Here is a 16,659-nt window from a genome sequence, read left to right on the forward strand (position 1 = left end):
GAATGAGGCGACCGTCGACGGCGCCAGCCGAACAGGCCCTTGTCGACGCGCGCTGGAGCAGGCTACTGAATCAACGGGTTTTGCCGCCTCGGGTCCTGTGCTCGAGGCTCCCGACGGCCGGCGGAACTTCGTTGATGCCCGGTGCCGTGCTGCGCGTTGCGGCCCCCAGACTGGCCGGTTTCTCGGCGGTGAACAGCCATTCGTCGATAAGCGGGTTCAGTTCCTCGCCCGAGACCTTTTGGGCGAGGGTTATGAAATCATCTGTGGAGACGTTGCCGCCGGCGTTCAGTTGCGCCCACTCGCGCAGGATGCGGAAGAATTCCTCGTCGCCGACGGCGTGCCGCAGCGCGTGCAGGGTCATGGCCCCCCGGGCGTAGACCGCGGAGTCGAATATCGCCTCGAGCCCAGGATCGCCGATCCTGACGCTCCAGAACGGGTCATCGGCCGGGGTCGAGGCAATGGAATCGAAGATCTCCTGGATGGTTCCCAGGCCCTCGCGTTCACTCCACAGCCATTCGGTGTAGGTGGCAAATCCCTCGTTGAGCCAGATATGCTGCCAGGCCTCCACGGAAATACTGTCCCCGACCCACTGGTGCGCCAACTCGTGCACCACCACTGCATCGCCCTGCAGCCGGTCGTGGAAGAAATCCTTGGAGTAGATGGGCCGCGTCTGGTTCTCCAGGGCGAAGCCCAGCCCCCGGAGGTCGTCCACGGTCCCGCCGGCGTCCCGGAACGGATACCGGCCGAAGTAGCCTTCGAGGAATCCAATAATTTCCGGCTGCCTGGCGAAGGAAGCCCGCGCAATTTCCCCGACTCCCGGGGGAGACTCTGCCGTTACGGTCCAGTCGTTCTCATTGACCGGGCTGCCCGCCGGCGGACCGGAGACCGCCCATCCGTCCAAGGTATCGCCGTCGTCCTCGAAGGAGGTGCTGCCCTCGCCCGTGGAGACCACCACATCGTCGACAAACACGCCGGGATACTGAGCGAAGTCGTCACTGACGTAGCTGATGGAGACTTCGACGTTCCTGCCTGCAAAGTCCGCCAGGTCGGCCGACCACCGTTCCCAGCCGTCGCTGGCGCCGCTGGCCGCCCACCACACGCCGGAACTGCCCGTCGCCTTGCAGCCGCCCGCTCCGTCGTGCGTCTGGTAGTGGGTCAGGAACGGATGCAGGTCGTGCCACCCGGGACAAGAAGAGCCCGTCTGCCCTGAGGTGTGGCCGTTGGCATCGGGCAAGGTAGTCCAGTCTTCGGCGCCGGCGGTGCGGGCCTCCACGAAGGCGAAATCCCAGTTGGGCTCGGTATCGCGGGTCAACCAGAAGGACAGCTGCGCCCCGCCGTCAGGGACGGTGATGGTTCGGGTAAGCCGCTTGTAGGAACTGACAACCGCCTGGGACCAGGCGAAACTGGTGCCGGTCCGCGGTTCCGCCACAGGGTCAAAGAGGTCGGGGTCCAGCGCATCCAGGTAGTTGATCCGGCCGGCCCGGTACTGGTTGAGGTCCCACTGCCCGACACTGGCCGTGGCAAGATAGGACGCCATCGGTTCGCGCGCCTCCCACGTCCAGGTGGTCAGGCCGTCCCGGGTCCGGTTGTCGAGCAGGCGCCCGTTGGCCACAACTTCGAGCCCTTCGGGAACCGTCATCCGGAAGGTGTAGGAAGCCTTGTCCAGAGGATGGTCGTTAACCGGGAACCAGGTCGCTGCCACATGCGGCTGCCCAATGACCAGGGAGCCGTCGTCGGTGTGGAAGAACCCGGACTGCCCGAACAGTTCGGTGATGGTTTCCGGAACGCCGTCGTAGCGTATCTGCGTTATGAAGCGGCTGCCGTCCCTGATACCCCGCTGCGGAGTAATAGTCAGTTCACCGGCGTCGTGCGTGAATTCGGCCGAACGGCCCTTGACCGTCACCCCGCGGACCGTCATGCCGTCCAAGTCCAGGTTGAATGCCGAGAGGTCCTGCGTGGCCTTGGCGGTGATGGTCGCGGTCCCGCCCAGGACGTCGGTCAGCGGATCGTAGCTGAGATCCAACACGTAATGGTCGACGTCGTAACCGCCATTGCCGTCCAGCGAAAAGTAGGGATCACCCAGCCCGGGCGCCCCGGGCCGGTAATCGGCTCCGCCCGGGAAAGACTCTCCCTGGGCCGATTCCGGGGATGTTTCCGTGGCCGCGGCGGGGAGGAGCGGCAGCGCGGCTACGCACAGCAGCAGTGCCGCCAGCGCGGCCGTGCTCCGGCGTCCGCCATCGGCATGAGGGCCGTGTCCGGCGGCCGGAGGTTGGGGCGACATCGGCAATTCCTGCTTTCCTGAGTAGCCGGTGGAGGGCGCTGCCGTCCACAAACCTGTAGCAGTTGTGTTCGTAGCTACCCTGGCACCGGCCCAGACCGCGGGCGCGGGGTTCCATTGCACCGCCGGTGCCATCACTGGCGCGTTACTGCGCCGTTACTAGCAGCCTGACGGTCAGACGATCGATTCCCGATCGGCCTTCCAGTAGCGCAGGTGGGCCTCCTCAAACCTGGACTCGAGTGATTCGAGTCCGGATGAAACCTTCAGCGTTCGCTCGCGCTCAGTAATTGGAAGCAGCCAGAGGATGTCGATGTGGCAATCGCCGACATGGCAGGTCTGCAAGTCGGGGCCAAACGGATACGGCAAGGAGATCAGCAGGTGATCACAGCCCGAACCAGGTAGCCAGGGCTCCCCGATAGGCACCGTGTGACCGAGGCCGAGTCGGCCGGTTCTGTTGTAGAACACAGTCATGGCCAGGAGCTCGATAGCCCGGGCGTCGTCCGCCTCCGTGCAGAGAACAAACTCCTGCCCGTGGTTTGTGCCCTCCGTCGTGGCCCATCCTCCAATCGAAACGTAGGTCCAAATGCCTCCTTCTGACAGGGGCGCGACGCGCAGGACCCGAAAGTGCGGGTTCTCCCGCAGTATCGGTCCGCCACTCCAGCTAAACGCCTCTACCAATCGGCCCCTGAAGAAGCTCCGTACGTGTTCCTCAAGGACGCGCGCCGAAGCGGCAACAAGCCTGTCCGAGGCGGTTTGGTACTCCTAGGCTGGAGTTACCAAATCACTCGAAGGGTGGCCCACAATGAAGAAGGTTCATACGTGGCTGGCAGTCATTTTGATGGCCGTCGGATTGGGTTTCCTGGCTCCGTTGCCTGCCTCGGCAGCCACATCCTATTGCGGACTCGTGTGGGGGTCGCTGGCTAAATCTGACCCCACCATGAACGCCGCCCCCGTCACCAACGTTAGGACGGGGCAGCACTACTGCTTCGACCGGATGGTGCTTGACCTCAGCGGCCGGCCTAACGGCTACAACGTCAGGTACGTGCCGGAGGTGACCCAGGACGGTTCAGGGGCACCTGTCCCGCTGCGGGGCAGCGCCTTCCTGCAGGTAACGGTGAACGCTCCGTCCTACGACGACGACGGAAACGCTACGTACAGCCCGGCAAACCCAGCTGAACTGACCAACGTTTCGGGATACCAGACGTTCCGGCAGTTGGCGTGGGCGGGCAGCTTTGAAGGCACGACAAACATCGGACTGGGCGTCCGCGGCCGGCTTCCCTTCCGGGTATTCACCCTGGATGGACCGGGCTCGGGTTCGCGCATGGCGGTGGATGTAGCGCACTTCTGGTGAGTACCCGAACATCGGGACAAACCAGGCGCCGTCCGTTGCCGGCGCTCCGTAACGGTCGATGTGAGTGCAAGGGGCGCATGGGTGGAACGTTGCCGCGCCCATGCTCGATGTCGACGGCACCACCCAGCCGACGAATCGCGTCCCTCTCAGCTCCCTGTTGTGATCGGGGCGGGGGCCGGGACGCCCGGGGGTTCCGTCGCTCCGGCCGTAGGCTCGGTGTTCACTGCCGGGGCTTCTTGTGACGGGCCGCTACCGGGTGGACGGCCGCCCGTGGTGGGCTCCGCCGTCGTCGTTCCCGCCGGCACGGTCGGGGGAGCGGTGGCGCCTGGGGAGGGGGGCCGGCTCGATCCGGATGTTGGGCCGGGTATCGGGGTGGCCGTTGTCGTGGGCGTTGTGGATGTGCCGCCGCCCTTGGTGGCGCTGGGGTCGCTTTGGACGATCTGCATGATCTGCTCCTTAAACGTGTTGAGGCGCTCCTGGATTTCGGACAGTGGAATGTTCTGCAGGTTCCGCCCGAACTCGGCAATTTCGGCCCACAGGGCGTTGAGCCTGGCCGTGCTGCCGTCGCTCAGCGGTCCGTCCAAGGTGAGCACCAGTTGCGTGGCCAGTGCATAGGTAAGGCAGCGGAGGCAGTTGTAGTTGGCCGCGGCGGACAGGTTCGCCGGCACGATCACATCGGCTTGGCCCACAATGAGCACCACCTGGAAACCCACGGCAACGGCGGCGCAGTCGGCGCAGCTGGCGAAGGCGTAGGCCTCATTGGTGGTGTCCACGGGTTCGCCGTCTTCGGCCCACACGAGTGCGAAGGCGACGTCATAGGCCACAGAGCCGTCAGTTGTGTTCACCACGAGGGCCTGGTTGCCGTCCCCGGGCGGGGGAGCGGGCTGGTTGAACGGGAACACCCACGACGGCGGCGGGGCTGAACCGGCCGTGGTGTCAGCCGCCGTGCCGTCCCCCGTAGGACCGGCGCGGGGCACCAGGACCATGCTGAGCTGGGGGTTCTCGCGCGTCGGCTTCGCTGCGCCTGCGGGCCACAGGGCCACCGTATTCCCGGTCCCGCCTTCCCGCAGGGCGGAGTACGCCGCCGTCGGAAATACAGCTGTGGTGGCGTCGGCCAGAGTGCCGCGTTCGTACGGCTGCACCGGCCGGTATGTGTCTGCTCCGGGCCACCAGGCCCAGGCCAGCCCGGCGGTCACCGTGGCGATGGCGACCATGGCCACGGCCCGCTGCAGTGTCTTGCCGCTGGTCCGCTTCCAGAGTCCGGTGGTCAGTTGCCGGACCAGCCGGAGCAGGATGTAGCCAATTCCCAGGATGGGGAGGCCGACGGCGGCGATCGCCAGGGCGCGCACCGCGGCTCCGGCGATGTCCCCGGCGGCCAGGCTCTCGGACAATTCGGACTGCTGCTTCATGGCGCTGGCCCACGCCGTGCCCAGGAGCCGCGGCAGCGAGAGCACCATCAAGACCAGGCTGAGCACCAGTAAGGGCACCGTGACCAGCACCCAGGCCGTTACCACTGCCCTGGCCCATGGCTTGAGCACCTGGGCCGCGGGGTCCGTCCGGAGCCACGGCAGCAGCCCCAGCAGGGTCGGTTTGATGCGCTGGAAGAGGTCCGGGACGCCGGTGGCGTCGGCCAGGATGTGGTAACCGTCAAACCGCACTAACGGAAGCAGCTGCCGGACCATCTGGAGGATTTGGGTGACTACCACCAGCAACAGGGCGTCAAAGCCGGTGGCCCACCAGAGGCCCATGATGGCAACGGCCACGATCGCGTTGAAATACAGCCCGCCCAGGTCGGTGCGGAGCCGGCCGCCCCGGCCCAGCCGGTAAGTGTCGGTGACATCGGTGAAAAATGCGGGCCAGATCAGATAGAGGCCGGCCCCCATGGCTCCCGGTGTTGCGCCGCCACGGCGTGCGGCCGCGGCATGGCCGAACTCGTGGAAGCCCGCGGACAGGATGGTCACGGCCAGGACGAGCAGGACGAGCCCTGGGTTGGCGAACGCATCGTGTGTCGCGGAGGCGAGCCCCTTGACCATGAGGACCCACCAGCAGGCAGCAACGAAGGCTGCGCAGACGGCCGCGACGATCAGCGGATTAAAAAGCACCGAGAACGGAGCCGTGAGCCTGCGCGTACGCTCCGGATCGGTCACGGTATAGCGGAAGCGCATGCCGAGCAGGGGGTCCGCTTTCCTCACCTCGGGCTGCGAACCGTCGGCAAGCCGGAGCAAGCCCAGCGGCAGCAACTGGGACCTGACCAGAGTGCGGACGTTGTCTTCGCTGACCAGCTTCCCGAACCGGGCACTGACGTGGTCCGCGATCTGGCCAGTGGTCCGCTGGCCATCAGCTGCTTCCAGCACCAGATACAGCAGGTGTGTCAGCGCGATGGCCTGGCCATCTGCCCTGCGGACCAGCGAAGGCGGCTCACGGTAGCCGGAACCTTTCGTCTCACCGATCAGCTCCACACCATCTGCCCGGACCGGAACGACAGGCGGACAGGCATCGGGCGGGACTCCGGGCCCAGCGGACGCGTTAGAAACCGGCGGGCCGTCCATCCGGGACGGCCCGCCGTGCACAGTGCTCATTAAAGGATGCCCACGTGGGAAGTGGTGTCCGGACTCTACTGCCGCAAATCGGACTGCTGGTCGGCAGAGGCGGTGGCTTCGCCCTCGATGTGCTGGCTAATAATGGCGTCCTGCTGGGCGACGGCGAACGCATCGCTGTCGATGGAGCCGATGTTGGCTGCCACGGCGGCGTCGATCGGGGCGGCAACGTTGGCGTTCGCCGCGACGGCCCCGTTGATGGGGGCCGCAATGTCGGCCTGGGCGGCAAGGTCAACATTGACGTTCAGGAGGTCCCCGTCCAGTGCCGCCGACGGATCTACCGGCAAGGCGCCAACATCAGCGGCCCCATCGTCTGGAAGGAGCCCGCTGTCCGGGCTATCGACAGCCTCGGCCCCGCTGTCCGTGGTTCCGCCCCCATCACCAGCTGTGTCCGTGCCCTGATCAATGACGCTGTCCTGCGTGGAGTCAGCTGTGGCATCCGCCGTGATGCCCTGATCGATGATCACTCCCTGATCGGCAAGGGCCTGGGCCTCAGATCCGAAGGAGAGGATGTTCGCTGAGGCAGCCGCATCGATCGGGGCTGCGACGTTGGCGTTGGCCGCGACCGCCAGGTCGATGGGTGCCGCGGCGTTAATGCCAAGGTCCAGGTCGGCGTTCAGGTCCAGGACGGAAGCCACTTCCTTGTCAGGCAGCGCCGTGCCGCCCTGTGCCATCAGTTCTTCGTCGGTCAGCGGGTTCAAACCCTGTTCAGTGCTCACGCGAAACTCCAGTTCCGGCACGGTCGCCACTGCCCCCAGTGAGCAGCTCCTACACCGATGTGCCTAAAGCAAGTCAATAGTAAGCATGGTTATCATTTTTCGGTATCCAGTGCGAAGTAAGTGCCGGCTTCAAGCCTGTGGTGCGTGGTCGCTGGATCCTACTCTGTTTTGAGACCGGTGCCGCCAGCGAGTAGCGATACCACGATCCCGACGGAGGCGGCCGCGAGAGTTCGCCGACACCAAAAATTCACTCGCCACATCCTTGCGCCCGGCGCATCTGATCATCCAGACTGACTACAGATCCGCAGGACATTCCTCCGCCGATCCAAGCCGCCGGCTTTTGCCGGCCACCGCCCCATCAAAGAATGCCGGGCACCCTCTCTCAAATCACAGCCTTCAGCCTCCCCGGGCGCGCCCCGGCCAGGAGGCGGCGTCTTCCAAATACTCCGGCATTGAACCCACAGAGAAAGAACCCATCATGATCAAGCGCCACTCTGACCTCGTCCTGGAAATCACCGCCGACGACCCTCGCACCATTGAAAACGACATCAATACCGCCGTGGACATGGCCCGCCAGCACGCCATCCTGGAAGGCCGCCACGGGATCCTGGTAACCCAGCACGGCTACACCAGCTACACCGTGGCCGTCAGCCGCGACGTCCCCTTCGGCCAAACACACGAACGCCGAGAATTCGGACAGCATGCGGGCTGACACAACGTGCGTGACTTCAGTCCCAACCGGAGGCAGGTGCCCCACCCGGGGTTGCCGTGGTCATGTCCGCGCCTCGCGATCTGGCGTGAATCCCCACTTTGATACATGGTTGCATGAATACATCTGCCGATGTACTTTCGCATTTATGGAAACCCTCACCCATGCCCCGGTGCTGGCAAGGTTCGGCTACGCGGTCTCTGATCACACCCGGGCTCGGATTCTGCTGGCCCTGGCGGATGCGGCGGCGTACCCGTCGGACCTGGCGGATTCCCTAGGGGTCTCGCGGCAGAGCATATCCAACCACCTGACATGTCTGCGGGGCTGCAGCCTTGTCGTGGCTGTCCCGGATGGCCGTCGCACCCGCTATGAGCTCGCTGATGCCCGCCTAGGACACGCCATCACGGACCTGCTGGGCGTAGTGCTGGCCGTGGACCCGGCCTGTTGCGCCCCGGACTGGACGTGCCTGGCATGACTACTGCAATTCAGCCCGCACCGTCGGCCGTCCGCCGCGCCACACTGAGCCGGCGGATCCGGCTGTTCGCAGCCGCGACGATCACCTACAACCTCGTCGAGGCCGTCGTCGCGCTCTGGGCCGGCAAGGTGGCGGACTCCTCCGCACTGATCGGCTTCGGACTTGATTCGGTGATCGAGGTCGCCTCCGCCGTCGCCCTATCCTGGCAGTTCTCCGCCAAAGACCCTGAACGGCGCGAGCACGTGACCCTGCGGATCATCGCGGTCTCCTTCTTCGCACTCGCCGTGTTCGTCTCCGTGGATTCCATCAGGTCGCTGACCGGAGGCGGCGAGGCACAGCACTCCACGCCGGGCATCGTCATCGCCGCCCTGAGCCTTGCCATCATGCCCGTGCTGTCCTGGCTCCAACGCCGCGCAGGACGGGAACTCGGATCCAGGACCGCGGTTGCAGATTCCAAGCAGACGCTGCTCTGTACGTACCTCTCTGCCGTACTGCTGATCGGCCTGGTTCTGAACAGCACGTTGGGATGGTGGTGGGCAGACGCCGGCGCGGCACTGGTCATCGCCGGGATCGCCGTCCGCGAGGGCCTCAACGCCTGGAAAGGCGACATCTGCTGCACCGTGCCGCATGTCGGGCCGCGGCACGACGGGGAGGCTGACGGTTGTTGCGACACCCCTGAACCTGGCACTGGCCCAAACCGCGACGGCGGACCGGCCGAGTCGGGCGTGCAAGCAGACCAGAGTACGGATGCTGAGCAAAGTACAGCGTCCGGCTGCTGCAAGGGCTGTGGATCCAGTCCGGAACCGAAAGTTGTCAGTCTCTCGGTGCCACCAAGACTCGGCTAAACCAGAGGAGCTAATCGACGCCGCAACACGGGCCGGTGGCACCGGGGGGGCAATGACCGCATCGCAGGAACTCATGCGGAAGTCACCGTTATCCCAGCGGGGCGCCGGCGGGCAGCGGCGTTGTCACTCGTCACCCGCCTGGTCACGAAGGTATCTCGAGAGAAGATTAGCGGTCTGCTGCTCACATTTCAGGATCGGCCTGAGGTGGGCCACTGCCAGCTTCGGCAGAATACGTTCCGGTTCGGCATCGGCCCCGCTTCGGAGCGACCGTTCCAGGTCGAAGGCAAGTTCGGCAAGCCGTTCCGCGCCCACCATCTGGCTGGAGGTCTTGAGGCTGAGGACCGAGTCCAGTGCGCCGGCCAGGTCTCCGGTGGTCAAGGTCAGGCGCAGCCTTTCGGTCCTGTCGGGTAGGAGAGCGATGAAGTTGTGCAGGAACGCACTCCAGACGCCATCGCTGTCATCGAGCTCGTCCCGCAGCCTGTCCACCACGGTGGGATCAAGGAGGGGCTTGGCATGGAAGTCGTCCCGCGTCATCAGCCCTAGGCCTCGTGGTCGGCATCAGCCAGGTTGTGGCTTCGGGCCACGAGGGCGGAGGCGGGATTGATGCGCCCATGTGCTGAGCAAGTAATCATGCTTGCGACGGTACGGAGTGGACGTTGGGGGAACCCTGTATGCCGCCCCTCGGGGTCTCCGAGGGTCGCCCCGAGCCAAGCCGGCAGAGTGCCCCGCCGTGCCGGACCTGCGCTCCATAGACCTGTTCAATCCAGCCACAAATGCTTGGGATTTCCTTGAGGGTTTCCCGGGCACAGCTTCATAGGATTTCCTCAAGGCGGAGCCGTCAAGCTGCCGGTATCTGGCTGGGGAGTTCAGCCCCCATAACTCGTTCCGGCCAGTGCGCCGGGCCTGGCATCGCGCTAACCGATGCCAGGCCCGGCGGCCACGCCTCGCTCCAAGACGTGCACCGTGGCCGGCCCAAGGGTGGTCAAGCTACATGTTGACGGCCTCCTGATGTGTTCCCAGCAGCTGGACAGAAGCAACCAATGATGCGGTCTGGCTGCAGGCAGCAGGCGCAGAGCGCGTCCTGGTCATCAGCGGCGCCGACCTTTACAAGGAAATCCCAAGGTTGACTCTGCATGTTGGGGCGGCGTCTTCATGCGGGCCACGGAGGCACAGCCTGGCACGTCGGGCTGAGCCGCTAAACGGCCAAATGGGCCGCTCGTTGCTTGTCGGACGTTGAGTCGCCCATCAGTGCGACGGTGCTCCTGCCAGCTCCCGCGATGCCGGCGACATCCAGCGAGCTGCGGACCATGCGGCTGCCCGTCTTCAGCCAAGGGGCACTGCCGGTGGGCCCGCAGCGGCTCGATCCACGCGATCCGGATGGGCTGGAATCCGCGCGGTGCGGCCAGCACCGAGTCACCGCCGAAGACTTCGTCCTGGGCGACGACGACGGTGTCCTGTTTATCCCTCTCAGCAGCGCCGCCGAGGTCGCGGAGGTGGCCGCCACCATCCGCGACACCGAACGCTCCCAGGCCGCAAAGATGCACCTGGGCACCACGTTCCGGCACCAGGCTCGTCGGGGGGACTACCTCGCAGCCCGGGACTGGGATGCGACCATCACATTCCGCCAGCACCTTCGTATGTTCGGCGGCGAGATCGAAGAATGACCGCCCGGCAGGGGTGATGTGGAAGGTTCTCGGCAAATGAAACGCCGTCCGACCTCTCCAGTTCCTCTGCGAAGATGTAGGCGTGCGCCTCCAGCTGGTCCGGTCATGACGCCATGACGGGCACGTTGCGCCGCATCGCCGTCTTACCGATTTCCGGCTGTAACCTGAAGCGGAGCACCACTACTCATGGGGGAACTTTGACAGATAATATCCCGCCGGCGCCACAGCCATCAGGTGGCCTTCCGGGCAACCAGCCGCCGTATGGACCGCCGCAGCCATATGCGCAGTCGGGCCCGCCCGGCTATGGCCAGCAGCCCCGGTACGCTCCCTACCCGCCTCAGCAGTACGCCCACGTGTCGACTTTCGGGCCGCCCCACCAGTACACCCATGTGCCGCCTTTCGGGCCCCCTCAGCCGTACGGCCACACGCCGCCTTTCGGTCGGCCGGGCGCGAAGTCCTCCGGATTCCGGGTCGCGGCAGGCATCGTCAGTATTGTTTTCGGCACGTTGCTCTTCCTCCCGGCAATCGCCGGGTCCAGGACGAGCGGAATTGCCTTCATGGCCCTCCTCATCCTGCTTGCCGCGCTGGGGAACATCACCTCCGGAATCCTTCTGCTGGCTAATCAGCGAAACCGGACCCGGTGGGCGCCGGTGACGTCAATGAGCACGGCCGGCTTCGTGCTGCTGCTTGGCTTCATGGGCCTGATGATCGACTACTACGGTGGCGCGCTGCTGGTGATCTCCCTGCTTCTGGCCGGCCCGGTACTGATTCTCTTGGGCATCGGGCTCGCGCGGGAGAAGCGCAATGCCTAACCGTCTACTGCCGCGGTGCCTGGGTACCTAACATTCATGACCACGCCCGAGACTGAGACTGTTCTCCGCCGTCGATGGTGGGGGAGGGCTGTGCTGTGGGCTGTCCTGGTTGTCGCCTCGATCGTCCTGACAGGACTGGCGCTGGAGCGAACGTTCTCCCTCATGGTCGGCCCCGGCCCTGAACAGCTGCGGGTGGGCCGGCTCCTGATGCTGGGCGGTGTCGTCGCGTCCCTCGCCGCGGCCATCTGGTCGCATTTCCGGCGCCACCGCTTCTGGATCACCGCCTGCGTCGCGGCGCCGGCGGTTGTGGTTGGTGGCGTGACCCTCTTGATGCCGGGCAGCCTGCTTCCGCAGATGGTCGGCGCGGTGGCCCTGCCAGCGGCTTTCGCGGGGCTGCTGGGCGGTGTCCTGGGCCGGGGAAGTGGCAACCGCGGATAAGGGGTCCGCCCCATGAAGAGTCCCATCCAGTCCCCGCCCCGGCTGACGGCCCGGCATCGAGGACGCCACGCTCATCGTCGTGGCCAGCAGCGCGTCTGGATAACCAATGAACTTGCCGCGGCACAACAGCCAGCAACGTAGGGACACGGAACCGTCATTCTCAAGGGCCACCCGCTGCAGCCCCGGTAGGATACGAACGATGAGACTCTGGCGGCGACGAGCTAAGACCCGTGCTCCCGAACCTCTTACCGTGATCGTCGACCGTGACAGCGTTGCGATGGGCGACGACACGCAATCGCACCAACGCCAGCTGCAGTTCAGTCCGGGCATCCTGTTGAGTGCCCTCATCGAGCAAGTCTCACCTGAGATTCGGAGCACGGGATGGTCATGGGTTGTGGTTGTCGGTGATGAGACCACGGCTGTGTGGTCGGTCGACCACGGCGTTCAGTTGTTGTGCCCTGACATTCCCGTCGTTCCACAGCCTGCCCCCATCAAGGTGTTCTTCCGCTACTTCGTCCAGATCGGTCCGGCCTGGCTGTTCCAACGTCTTTGCGGGGGGGCAAAGGCTGACCGCGGGGAGCTCGAACGGGAGTACGCGCCGATTGCGAAGGCGACGTACGAGCAGCACCTCCGGGATCGTGAGAGCAGCACGTCCGATCGTTTGCTGACGCAGCAGTGTATTAGAGCGCTTGAGTATTTCGGCGCGGTCATAGACCTGCATTCAGACGTGATGTGCCGTTTCGACGCCCAGGGCCAACAGTGGATTCTGCGCACCGATGGCCCGGTAACACGGGTCTTCCGCGGGGGAAGCTGGCCGCCACTGGCGTCGATGCGCCCCGTAAAACTTGCCGAGAGATGGACGGTGGCCGCGGTCGGCGCCCGTTGCCGTGTCAAGCGCGGAGAGGAACCCCTGCCATCCTTTGAACAGCGCGAAGCGGAGGAACTCATACGCCGGCACGGTACCCACAAAGGCGACATGGAATGGCAGACATCCGGTGGTGCGGTGTTTGCCCGGCTGCACGATGAGCAGTCGGTGCGGCTCTACCAGTTAGTGGCGGGCCGCAACATTGATGACATCGTTGCGCTGCTCTCCACCTGAACCACACGGCCCCGCCGCGGTCCGGTAGCCGGCCCTCGACGGCGACCACCCGCCGTCGAGCTTGACGCCCGGCATAGTGCATGGCCGCCTGGCCGGTGACGGCGCGTTTGCGGCGCGGGCTGCGGCCAAGACGATATCGATCGCCCTGGGTCCACGTCGGGTGAGTATCCGGCGAAGTGCGGCCAGTGCTAGCCGATGATGGGGCGTTCCTCCGGCAGGCTGTAAAGGCGGGGCCGTGACGACAAGGCCAGAGCGGACGCGACCGTGACCGTGCCGATTCTGCCGACGAACATCAAGGCCATTAGCACCCATTCTGCCGACGGCGGGAGGTTGTAGGTGATGCCGGTGCTCATCCCGACGGTGGCGAATGCGGAGATGGATTCGAACAGTACCTTCTCCAGGCTGTAGTCGGTCACCATCAGCAGCACCAGTGTGCCGCCCACCACCGCGGCCACCCCAAGCAACGCCACGGACAGGGCCTGGCGCTGGGACGAGGCGCTGATGGACCGGTGGGCGATGGTCACCTCGTCACGGCCGCGCACCTCGTTCCAGATGGAGAAGCCAAGCACCAGGAAGGTGGTGATCTTGATGCCGCCTGCGGTGCCGGCGCTGCCGCCGCCGATGAACATCAGGACGTTGGTGACCATGAGGGTCTCCGGTGACGCGGCGCCGTAGTCGATGCTGTTGAAGCCGGCAGTGCGGGGGAACACGCTGCCGGCGAGGGAACCCAGCAGCTTCCCGGTCACGGACAGGCCGCCGAGAGTTTCCTCCCTGTTCCATTCGAAGGCGGCGAACAGCGTGATGCCAAGAACAAGGAGACCAAGCGTGCCGTAGATGGTCAGGCGGAGGTGGACGCTCCAGTCTCCGGCTTTGACGTTGCCCCGCAGCAATTGGATGATCACGGGGAAGCCGAGGCCGCCTCCGATGATCGCCAGGCAGATGGGAATGATGATCCAGGGATCCTCCGCGAAGCCGATGAGGTTGTCACTGTACAGCGCGAACCCGGCGTTGTTGAACGACGAGACGGCGTGGAAGACACCGTGCCACAGCGCTGTGGCAGGGTTCTGATCATAGGCCAGCCAGAAACGTCCGGTCAGGACCGCGGCCGTGGCCGCTTCAATGCCCACCATGAGCCTGGCCACGCGGAGCAGCACGGCGCTGACTTCACCCAGGTTGAGCGTGTGGGTTTCCGATTGGGCCACGAGTTGCCCGCGCAGGCCGATGCTTTTCCGGACCAGGAGGGCCAGCAGCGTGGCCAGCGTCATGATGCCGAACCCGCCGACCTGGATCAGTCCCAGGATCACGGCCTGCCCGAAGGGGGTCCAGTACGTGGCCGTGTCCACGGTGATCAGCCCGGTCACGCAGACAGCCGAGACGGAAGTGAAGAGCGCGGCCATCAGGGGGTCGGCTCCGGGGTCGCTGCCGGTCCTGGCGGCGGGCAGCAAGAGCAGGGCTGCTCCGAGGATGATGACGGCCAGGAACGCCAGGGGCACCGACCGGACCGGGTGCGAGAGGGCCCGGCGGATGGCGTTCTCCTTGCCGCCTTTGACGGCTTTGGCCCTCCACCGCGCAGGACCAGAGCCGGGGCCGCGGTCCTTCACGCCCGGGCCGGGGCTGCGTGGGGTCATTGGACTGCCTGTCAGCCTACGTGGATGCGGGGGCGGCGGCCGGGATCCGGTTCGTTTTCCCTGATGATTTCGCGGACCACGGGGGCGGTGTCGCCGCGTCCGAGCAGCAGGTAGCGCATGAGGTGGGCCAGGGGGTTGCCCTCGGCCCACTCGAAGTAGGCGTGCGGCCGGACGCCGGTGGCGTCGCGGAGGGCCAGCAGGATGGCGGCGATGGCATTGGGGGCGGCCGGGCTGTCGGCGCGGAGGACGCGGTGTCCGTCCACTTCGATGCCGCGCACCTCCAGGACGTCGCTGAATCCCGACGGATCGCTGATGTCGATTTCCAGGAAGATCACGTCCGCGGTTCCGGGCACGGGGTTGTTCTCCCGCTGTTCGGCTTCTTTTTCGCGGTATTCCTTGGCATCGCGGGACTGTGGCCGGTTGGCGATCAGGTTGATCCGCCCGTCAAAGTCGAGCGTGTCGGTGATGAAGCGGCGGGCTTCGTCGTCGAATTCGATGTTGTGGACGCGGAGTTCGGTGGTGCGGCTGACCCGGGAGACGAGCGAGACCACGATGATGCCCAGGATGAAGAAGCCGGAGATGGCGATGCCGTCCGGTTTGGCGATGACGTTGGCCCCCAGCGCGTAGAGCAGGATCAGGGTCAGGACGGTGAAGCCGACGGCGGCACGGCGCCTTTTGCTGCGGGCGGCGGAGATGCTGACCGCGACGGCGCCGGAGACCATCATGGCCAGGATTCCGGTGGCGTACGCGCCGGCCTGGGCGTTGACGTCGGCGTTGAATCCGATGGTGATCAGGATGCTGATGGCGGTGTATACCAGAACGACCGGGCGCACGGCCCGGGACCAGTCTGGGGCCATGCCGTAGGAGGGCAGGTAGCGGGGAACGATGTTGATCAGCCCTGCCATGGCGGAGGCGCCGGCAAACCACAGGATCAGGATGCTGCTGACATCGTGGACGGAGCCGAACCCGTTGCCCATCAGCTCGTGGGCCAGGTAGGCCAGGGCCCGGCCGTTGGCCTCCCCGCCTGGCTGGAAGGCCTCTGCGGGGATCAGCACAGTTGTCACGAAACTGCTGCCCAGAAGGTACACACTCATGATCAGGGCGGCGGTGGTGAGGAGCTTGCGGGTGTTGCGGACGCGCGCGGCCAGACGTTCCTCGGCGGTGGCGCCGTTGGCCGCGACCAGTGGCATCATGCTGACGCCGGTCTCGAAACCGGACAGGCCCAGGACCAGCAGCGGGAAGGCGAGCAGGGCGGGTCCTGCGATGTCGCCGAAGCCGGCTCCGGAGGAGGTGAGCGCGGCGGTCCAGTCGGCCATGGCACCGGGCTGGGTGACGGCGTCGTACAGTCCCACGCCGATGATCACCGCGTTCAGCGTCAGGAAGATGCCTACCAGGGGGATGGCGACGGCGACTGCTTCGGAGAAGCCGAGCAGGAACACCCCACCCAGGATGAGCAGCAGAACCACGGTGATGGCAACTGCCTGGCCTTCGAGGAAGTGCGGCAGGTAGGGGTTTTCGAGCATGTGGACGGTGGCGTCGGCGGCGGAGAGGGTGATGGTGATGATCCAGGAGGTGGCTACGAAGCCGAGCAGGATGAGCACAAAGATTTTTCCGCGCCAGAACGGCAGGAGCTTCTCCAACATCGCCACCGATCCCTGTCCGTGCGGGCTTTCGTGGGCGACTCTTCGGTACATTGGCAGCATGCCCAGCAGGGTCAGGCCGACTATCAGGAGCGTGGCCAGCGGGGAGAGCGCCCCGGCGGCGAGTGCGGCGATGCCCGGCAGGTAGGAGAGGGTGGAGAAGTAGTCCACCCCGGTGAGGCACATGACCTTCCACCAGCTCTGGGTGGGCGCGTGGTTCTCAGCGGTTTCCGGGCCCACCGGCTGATGGACAGTGTGTTCGAGCAGCCACCGGGTGAGCCGGTTTCCTGGTCCGCCGTCGCGTTCAGGGTTGGGGACGCTGGCGGGAATGGAGAAGCGGGTGGACGCAGTCAACGGGTTACTTTCTATACCCCGCACAGGCGGGATTGGGGTGAATAACCAAC

The 16,659-nt window shown here is 65.6% G+C and carries 16 protein-coding genes; 8 read left to right on the top strand and 8 right to left on the bottom strand.

Translation table 11 applies throughout. The features are described from left to right. Positions 1-70: 70 nt before the first annotated feature. Positions 71-2,281, bottom strand: a complete 2,211-nt coding sequence (locus J2808_RS18345) for a M1 family metallopeptidase (RefSeq protein WP_309819509.1) — start codon at positions 2,279-2,281, stop codon at positions 71-73. 171 nt (positions 2,282-2,452) lie between these two features. Next, complete coding sequence (locus J2808_RS18350) at positions 2,453-2,956, bottom strand: suppressor of fused domain protein (protein ID WP_309819510.1); 504 nt, start codon at positions 2,954-2,956, stop codon at positions 2,453-2,455. A gap of 124 nt (positions 2,957-3,080) precedes the next feature. Between J2808_RS18350 and J2808_RS18355 the strand changes: the two genes are divergently transcribed. After that, positions 3,081-3,629: an AMIN-like domain-containing (lipo)protein gene (locus J2808_RS18355; RefSeq protein ID WP_309819512.1), complete on the top strand. Its 549-nt coding sequence runs from the start codon at positions 3,081-3,083 to the stop codon at positions 3,627-3,629. Positions 3,630-3,775: 146 nt separating this feature from the next. Here J2808_RS18355 and J2808_RS18360 read toward each other — a convergent pair whose 3' ends face one another. Beyond that, entirely contained in the window at positions 3,776-6,088 is a 2,313-nt protein-coding gene (locus tag J2808_RS18360; RefSeq protein ID WP_309819514.1) for a hypothetical protein, read from the bottom strand. A gap of 155 nt (positions 6,089-6,243) precedes the next feature. Further along, on the bottom strand, positions 6,244-6,945 hold the full coding sequence (locus J2808_RS18365) for a peptidoglycan-binding protein (protein ID WP_309819517.1): 702 nt from the start codon (positions 6,943-6,945) through the stop codon (positions 6,244-6,246). Between the two features lie 478 nt (positions 6,946-7,423). Here J2808_RS18365 and J2808_RS18370 point away from each other — a divergent pair, with 478 nt between their 5' ends. The 3 genes from J2808_RS18370 (at position 7,424) to J2808_RS18380 (ending at position 8,974) form a co-directional block, all read left to right on the top strand. Continuing rightward, positions 7,424-7,657 carry a hypothetical protein gene (locus J2808_RS18370; RefSeq protein WP_309819519.1) on the top strand — a complete coding sequence of 78 codons (234 nt, stop codon included), beginning with the start codon at positions 7,424-7,426 and terminating at the stop codon, positions 7,655-7,657. A gap of 145 nt (positions 7,658-7,802) precedes the next feature. Continuing rightward, entirely contained in the window at positions 7,803-8,129 is a 327-nt protein-coding gene (locus J2808_RS18375) for an ArsR/SmtB family transcription factor (protein WP_309819520.1), read from the top strand. Further along, the gene (locus J2808_RS18380) at positions 8,126-8,974 is read left to right on the top strand and encodes a cation diffusion facilitator family transporter (RefSeq protein ID WP_309819522.1); all 849 of its coding nucleotides are present in this window, start codon (positions 8,126-8,128) and stop codon (positions 8,972-8,974) included. The genes J2808_RS18375 and J2808_RS18380 overlap by 4 nt, the downstream gene beginning before the upstream one ends. Positions 8,975-9,097: 123 nt before the next feature. On the opposite strand, the gene J2808_RS18385 is transcribed toward J2808_RS18380, so the two are convergent. Then, the gene (locus J2808_RS18385) at positions 9,098-9,508 is read right to left on the bottom strand and encodes an Hpt domain-containing protein (RefSeq protein WP_309819524.1); all 411 of its coding nucleotides are present in this window, start codon (positions 9,506-9,508) and stop codon (positions 9,098-9,100) included. Between the two features lie 743 nt (positions 9,509-10,251). Here J2808_RS18385 and J2808_RS18390 point away from each other — a divergent pair. After that, positions 10,252-10,638, top strand: a complete 387-nt coding sequence (locus J2808_RS18390) for an RraA family protein (RefSeq protein ID WP_309819525.1) — start codon at positions 10,252-10,254, stop codon at positions 10,636-10,638. A gap of 409 nt (positions 10,639-11,047) precedes the next feature. On the opposite strand, the gene J2808_RS18395 is transcribed toward J2808_RS18390, so the two are convergent. After that, positions 11,048-11,197 carry a hypothetical protein gene (locus J2808_RS18395; RefSeq protein ID WP_309819527.1) on the bottom strand — a complete coding sequence of 50 codons (150 nt, stop codon included), beginning with the start codon at positions 11,195-11,197 and terminating at the stop codon, positions 11,048-11,050. Here J2808_RS18395 and J2808_RS18400 point away from each other — a divergent pair. The 3 genes from J2808_RS18400 to J2808_RS18410 all read left to right on the top strand — a co-directional run bounded on the left by J2808_RS18400 (position 11,196) and on the right by J2808_RS18410 (position 12,987). Beyond that, positions 11,196-11,450: a hypothetical protein gene (locus tag J2808_RS18400; protein WP_309819529.1), complete on the top strand. Its 255-nt coding sequence runs from the start codon at positions 11,196-11,198 to the stop codon at positions 11,448-11,450. The two genes, J2808_RS18395 and J2808_RS18400, sit on opposite strands and share 2 nt — an antisense overlap. Before the next feature lie 36 nt (positions 11,451-11,486). Next, positions 11,487-11,888, top strand: a complete 402-nt coding sequence (locus J2808_RS18405) for a hypothetical protein (RefSeq protein ID WP_309819532.1) — start codon at positions 11,487-11,489, stop codon at positions 11,886-11,888. 250 nt (positions 11,889-12,138) lie between these two features. Then, the gene (locus J2808_RS18410; protein ID WP_309819534.1) at positions 12,139-12,987 is read left to right on the top strand and encodes a hypothetical protein; all 849 of its coding nucleotides are present in this window, start codon (positions 12,139-12,141) and stop codon (positions 12,985-12,987) included. Between the two features lie 188 nt (positions 12,988-13,175). Here the strand turns inward: J2808_RS18410 and J2808_RS18415 are convergent, their stop codons facing one another. Together J2808_RS18415 and J2808_RS18420 are read right to left on the bottom strand one after the other, a co-directional pair. Continuing rightward, the gene (locus J2808_RS18415) at positions 13,176-14,615 is read right to left on the bottom strand and encodes a TrkH family potassium uptake protein (RefSeq protein ID WP_309819536.1); all 1,440 of its coding nucleotides are present in this window, start codon (positions 14,613-14,615) and stop codon (positions 13,176-13,178) included. Between the two features lie 11 nt (positions 14,616-14,626). Then, complete coding sequence (locus J2808_RS18420) at positions 14,627-16,609, bottom strand: APC family permease (protein ID WP_309819538.1); 1,983 nt, start codon at positions 16,607-16,609, stop codon at positions 14,627-14,629. Between the last annotated feature and the right edge of the window lie 50 nt (positions 16,610-16,659).

It is taken from the genome of Pseudarthrobacter sulfonivorans, from assembly GCF_031454915.1.
Taxonomy (GTDB): domain Bacteria; phylum Actinomycetota; class Actinomycetes; order Actinomycetales; family Micrococcaceae; genus Arthrobacter; species Arthrobacter sulfonivorans_C.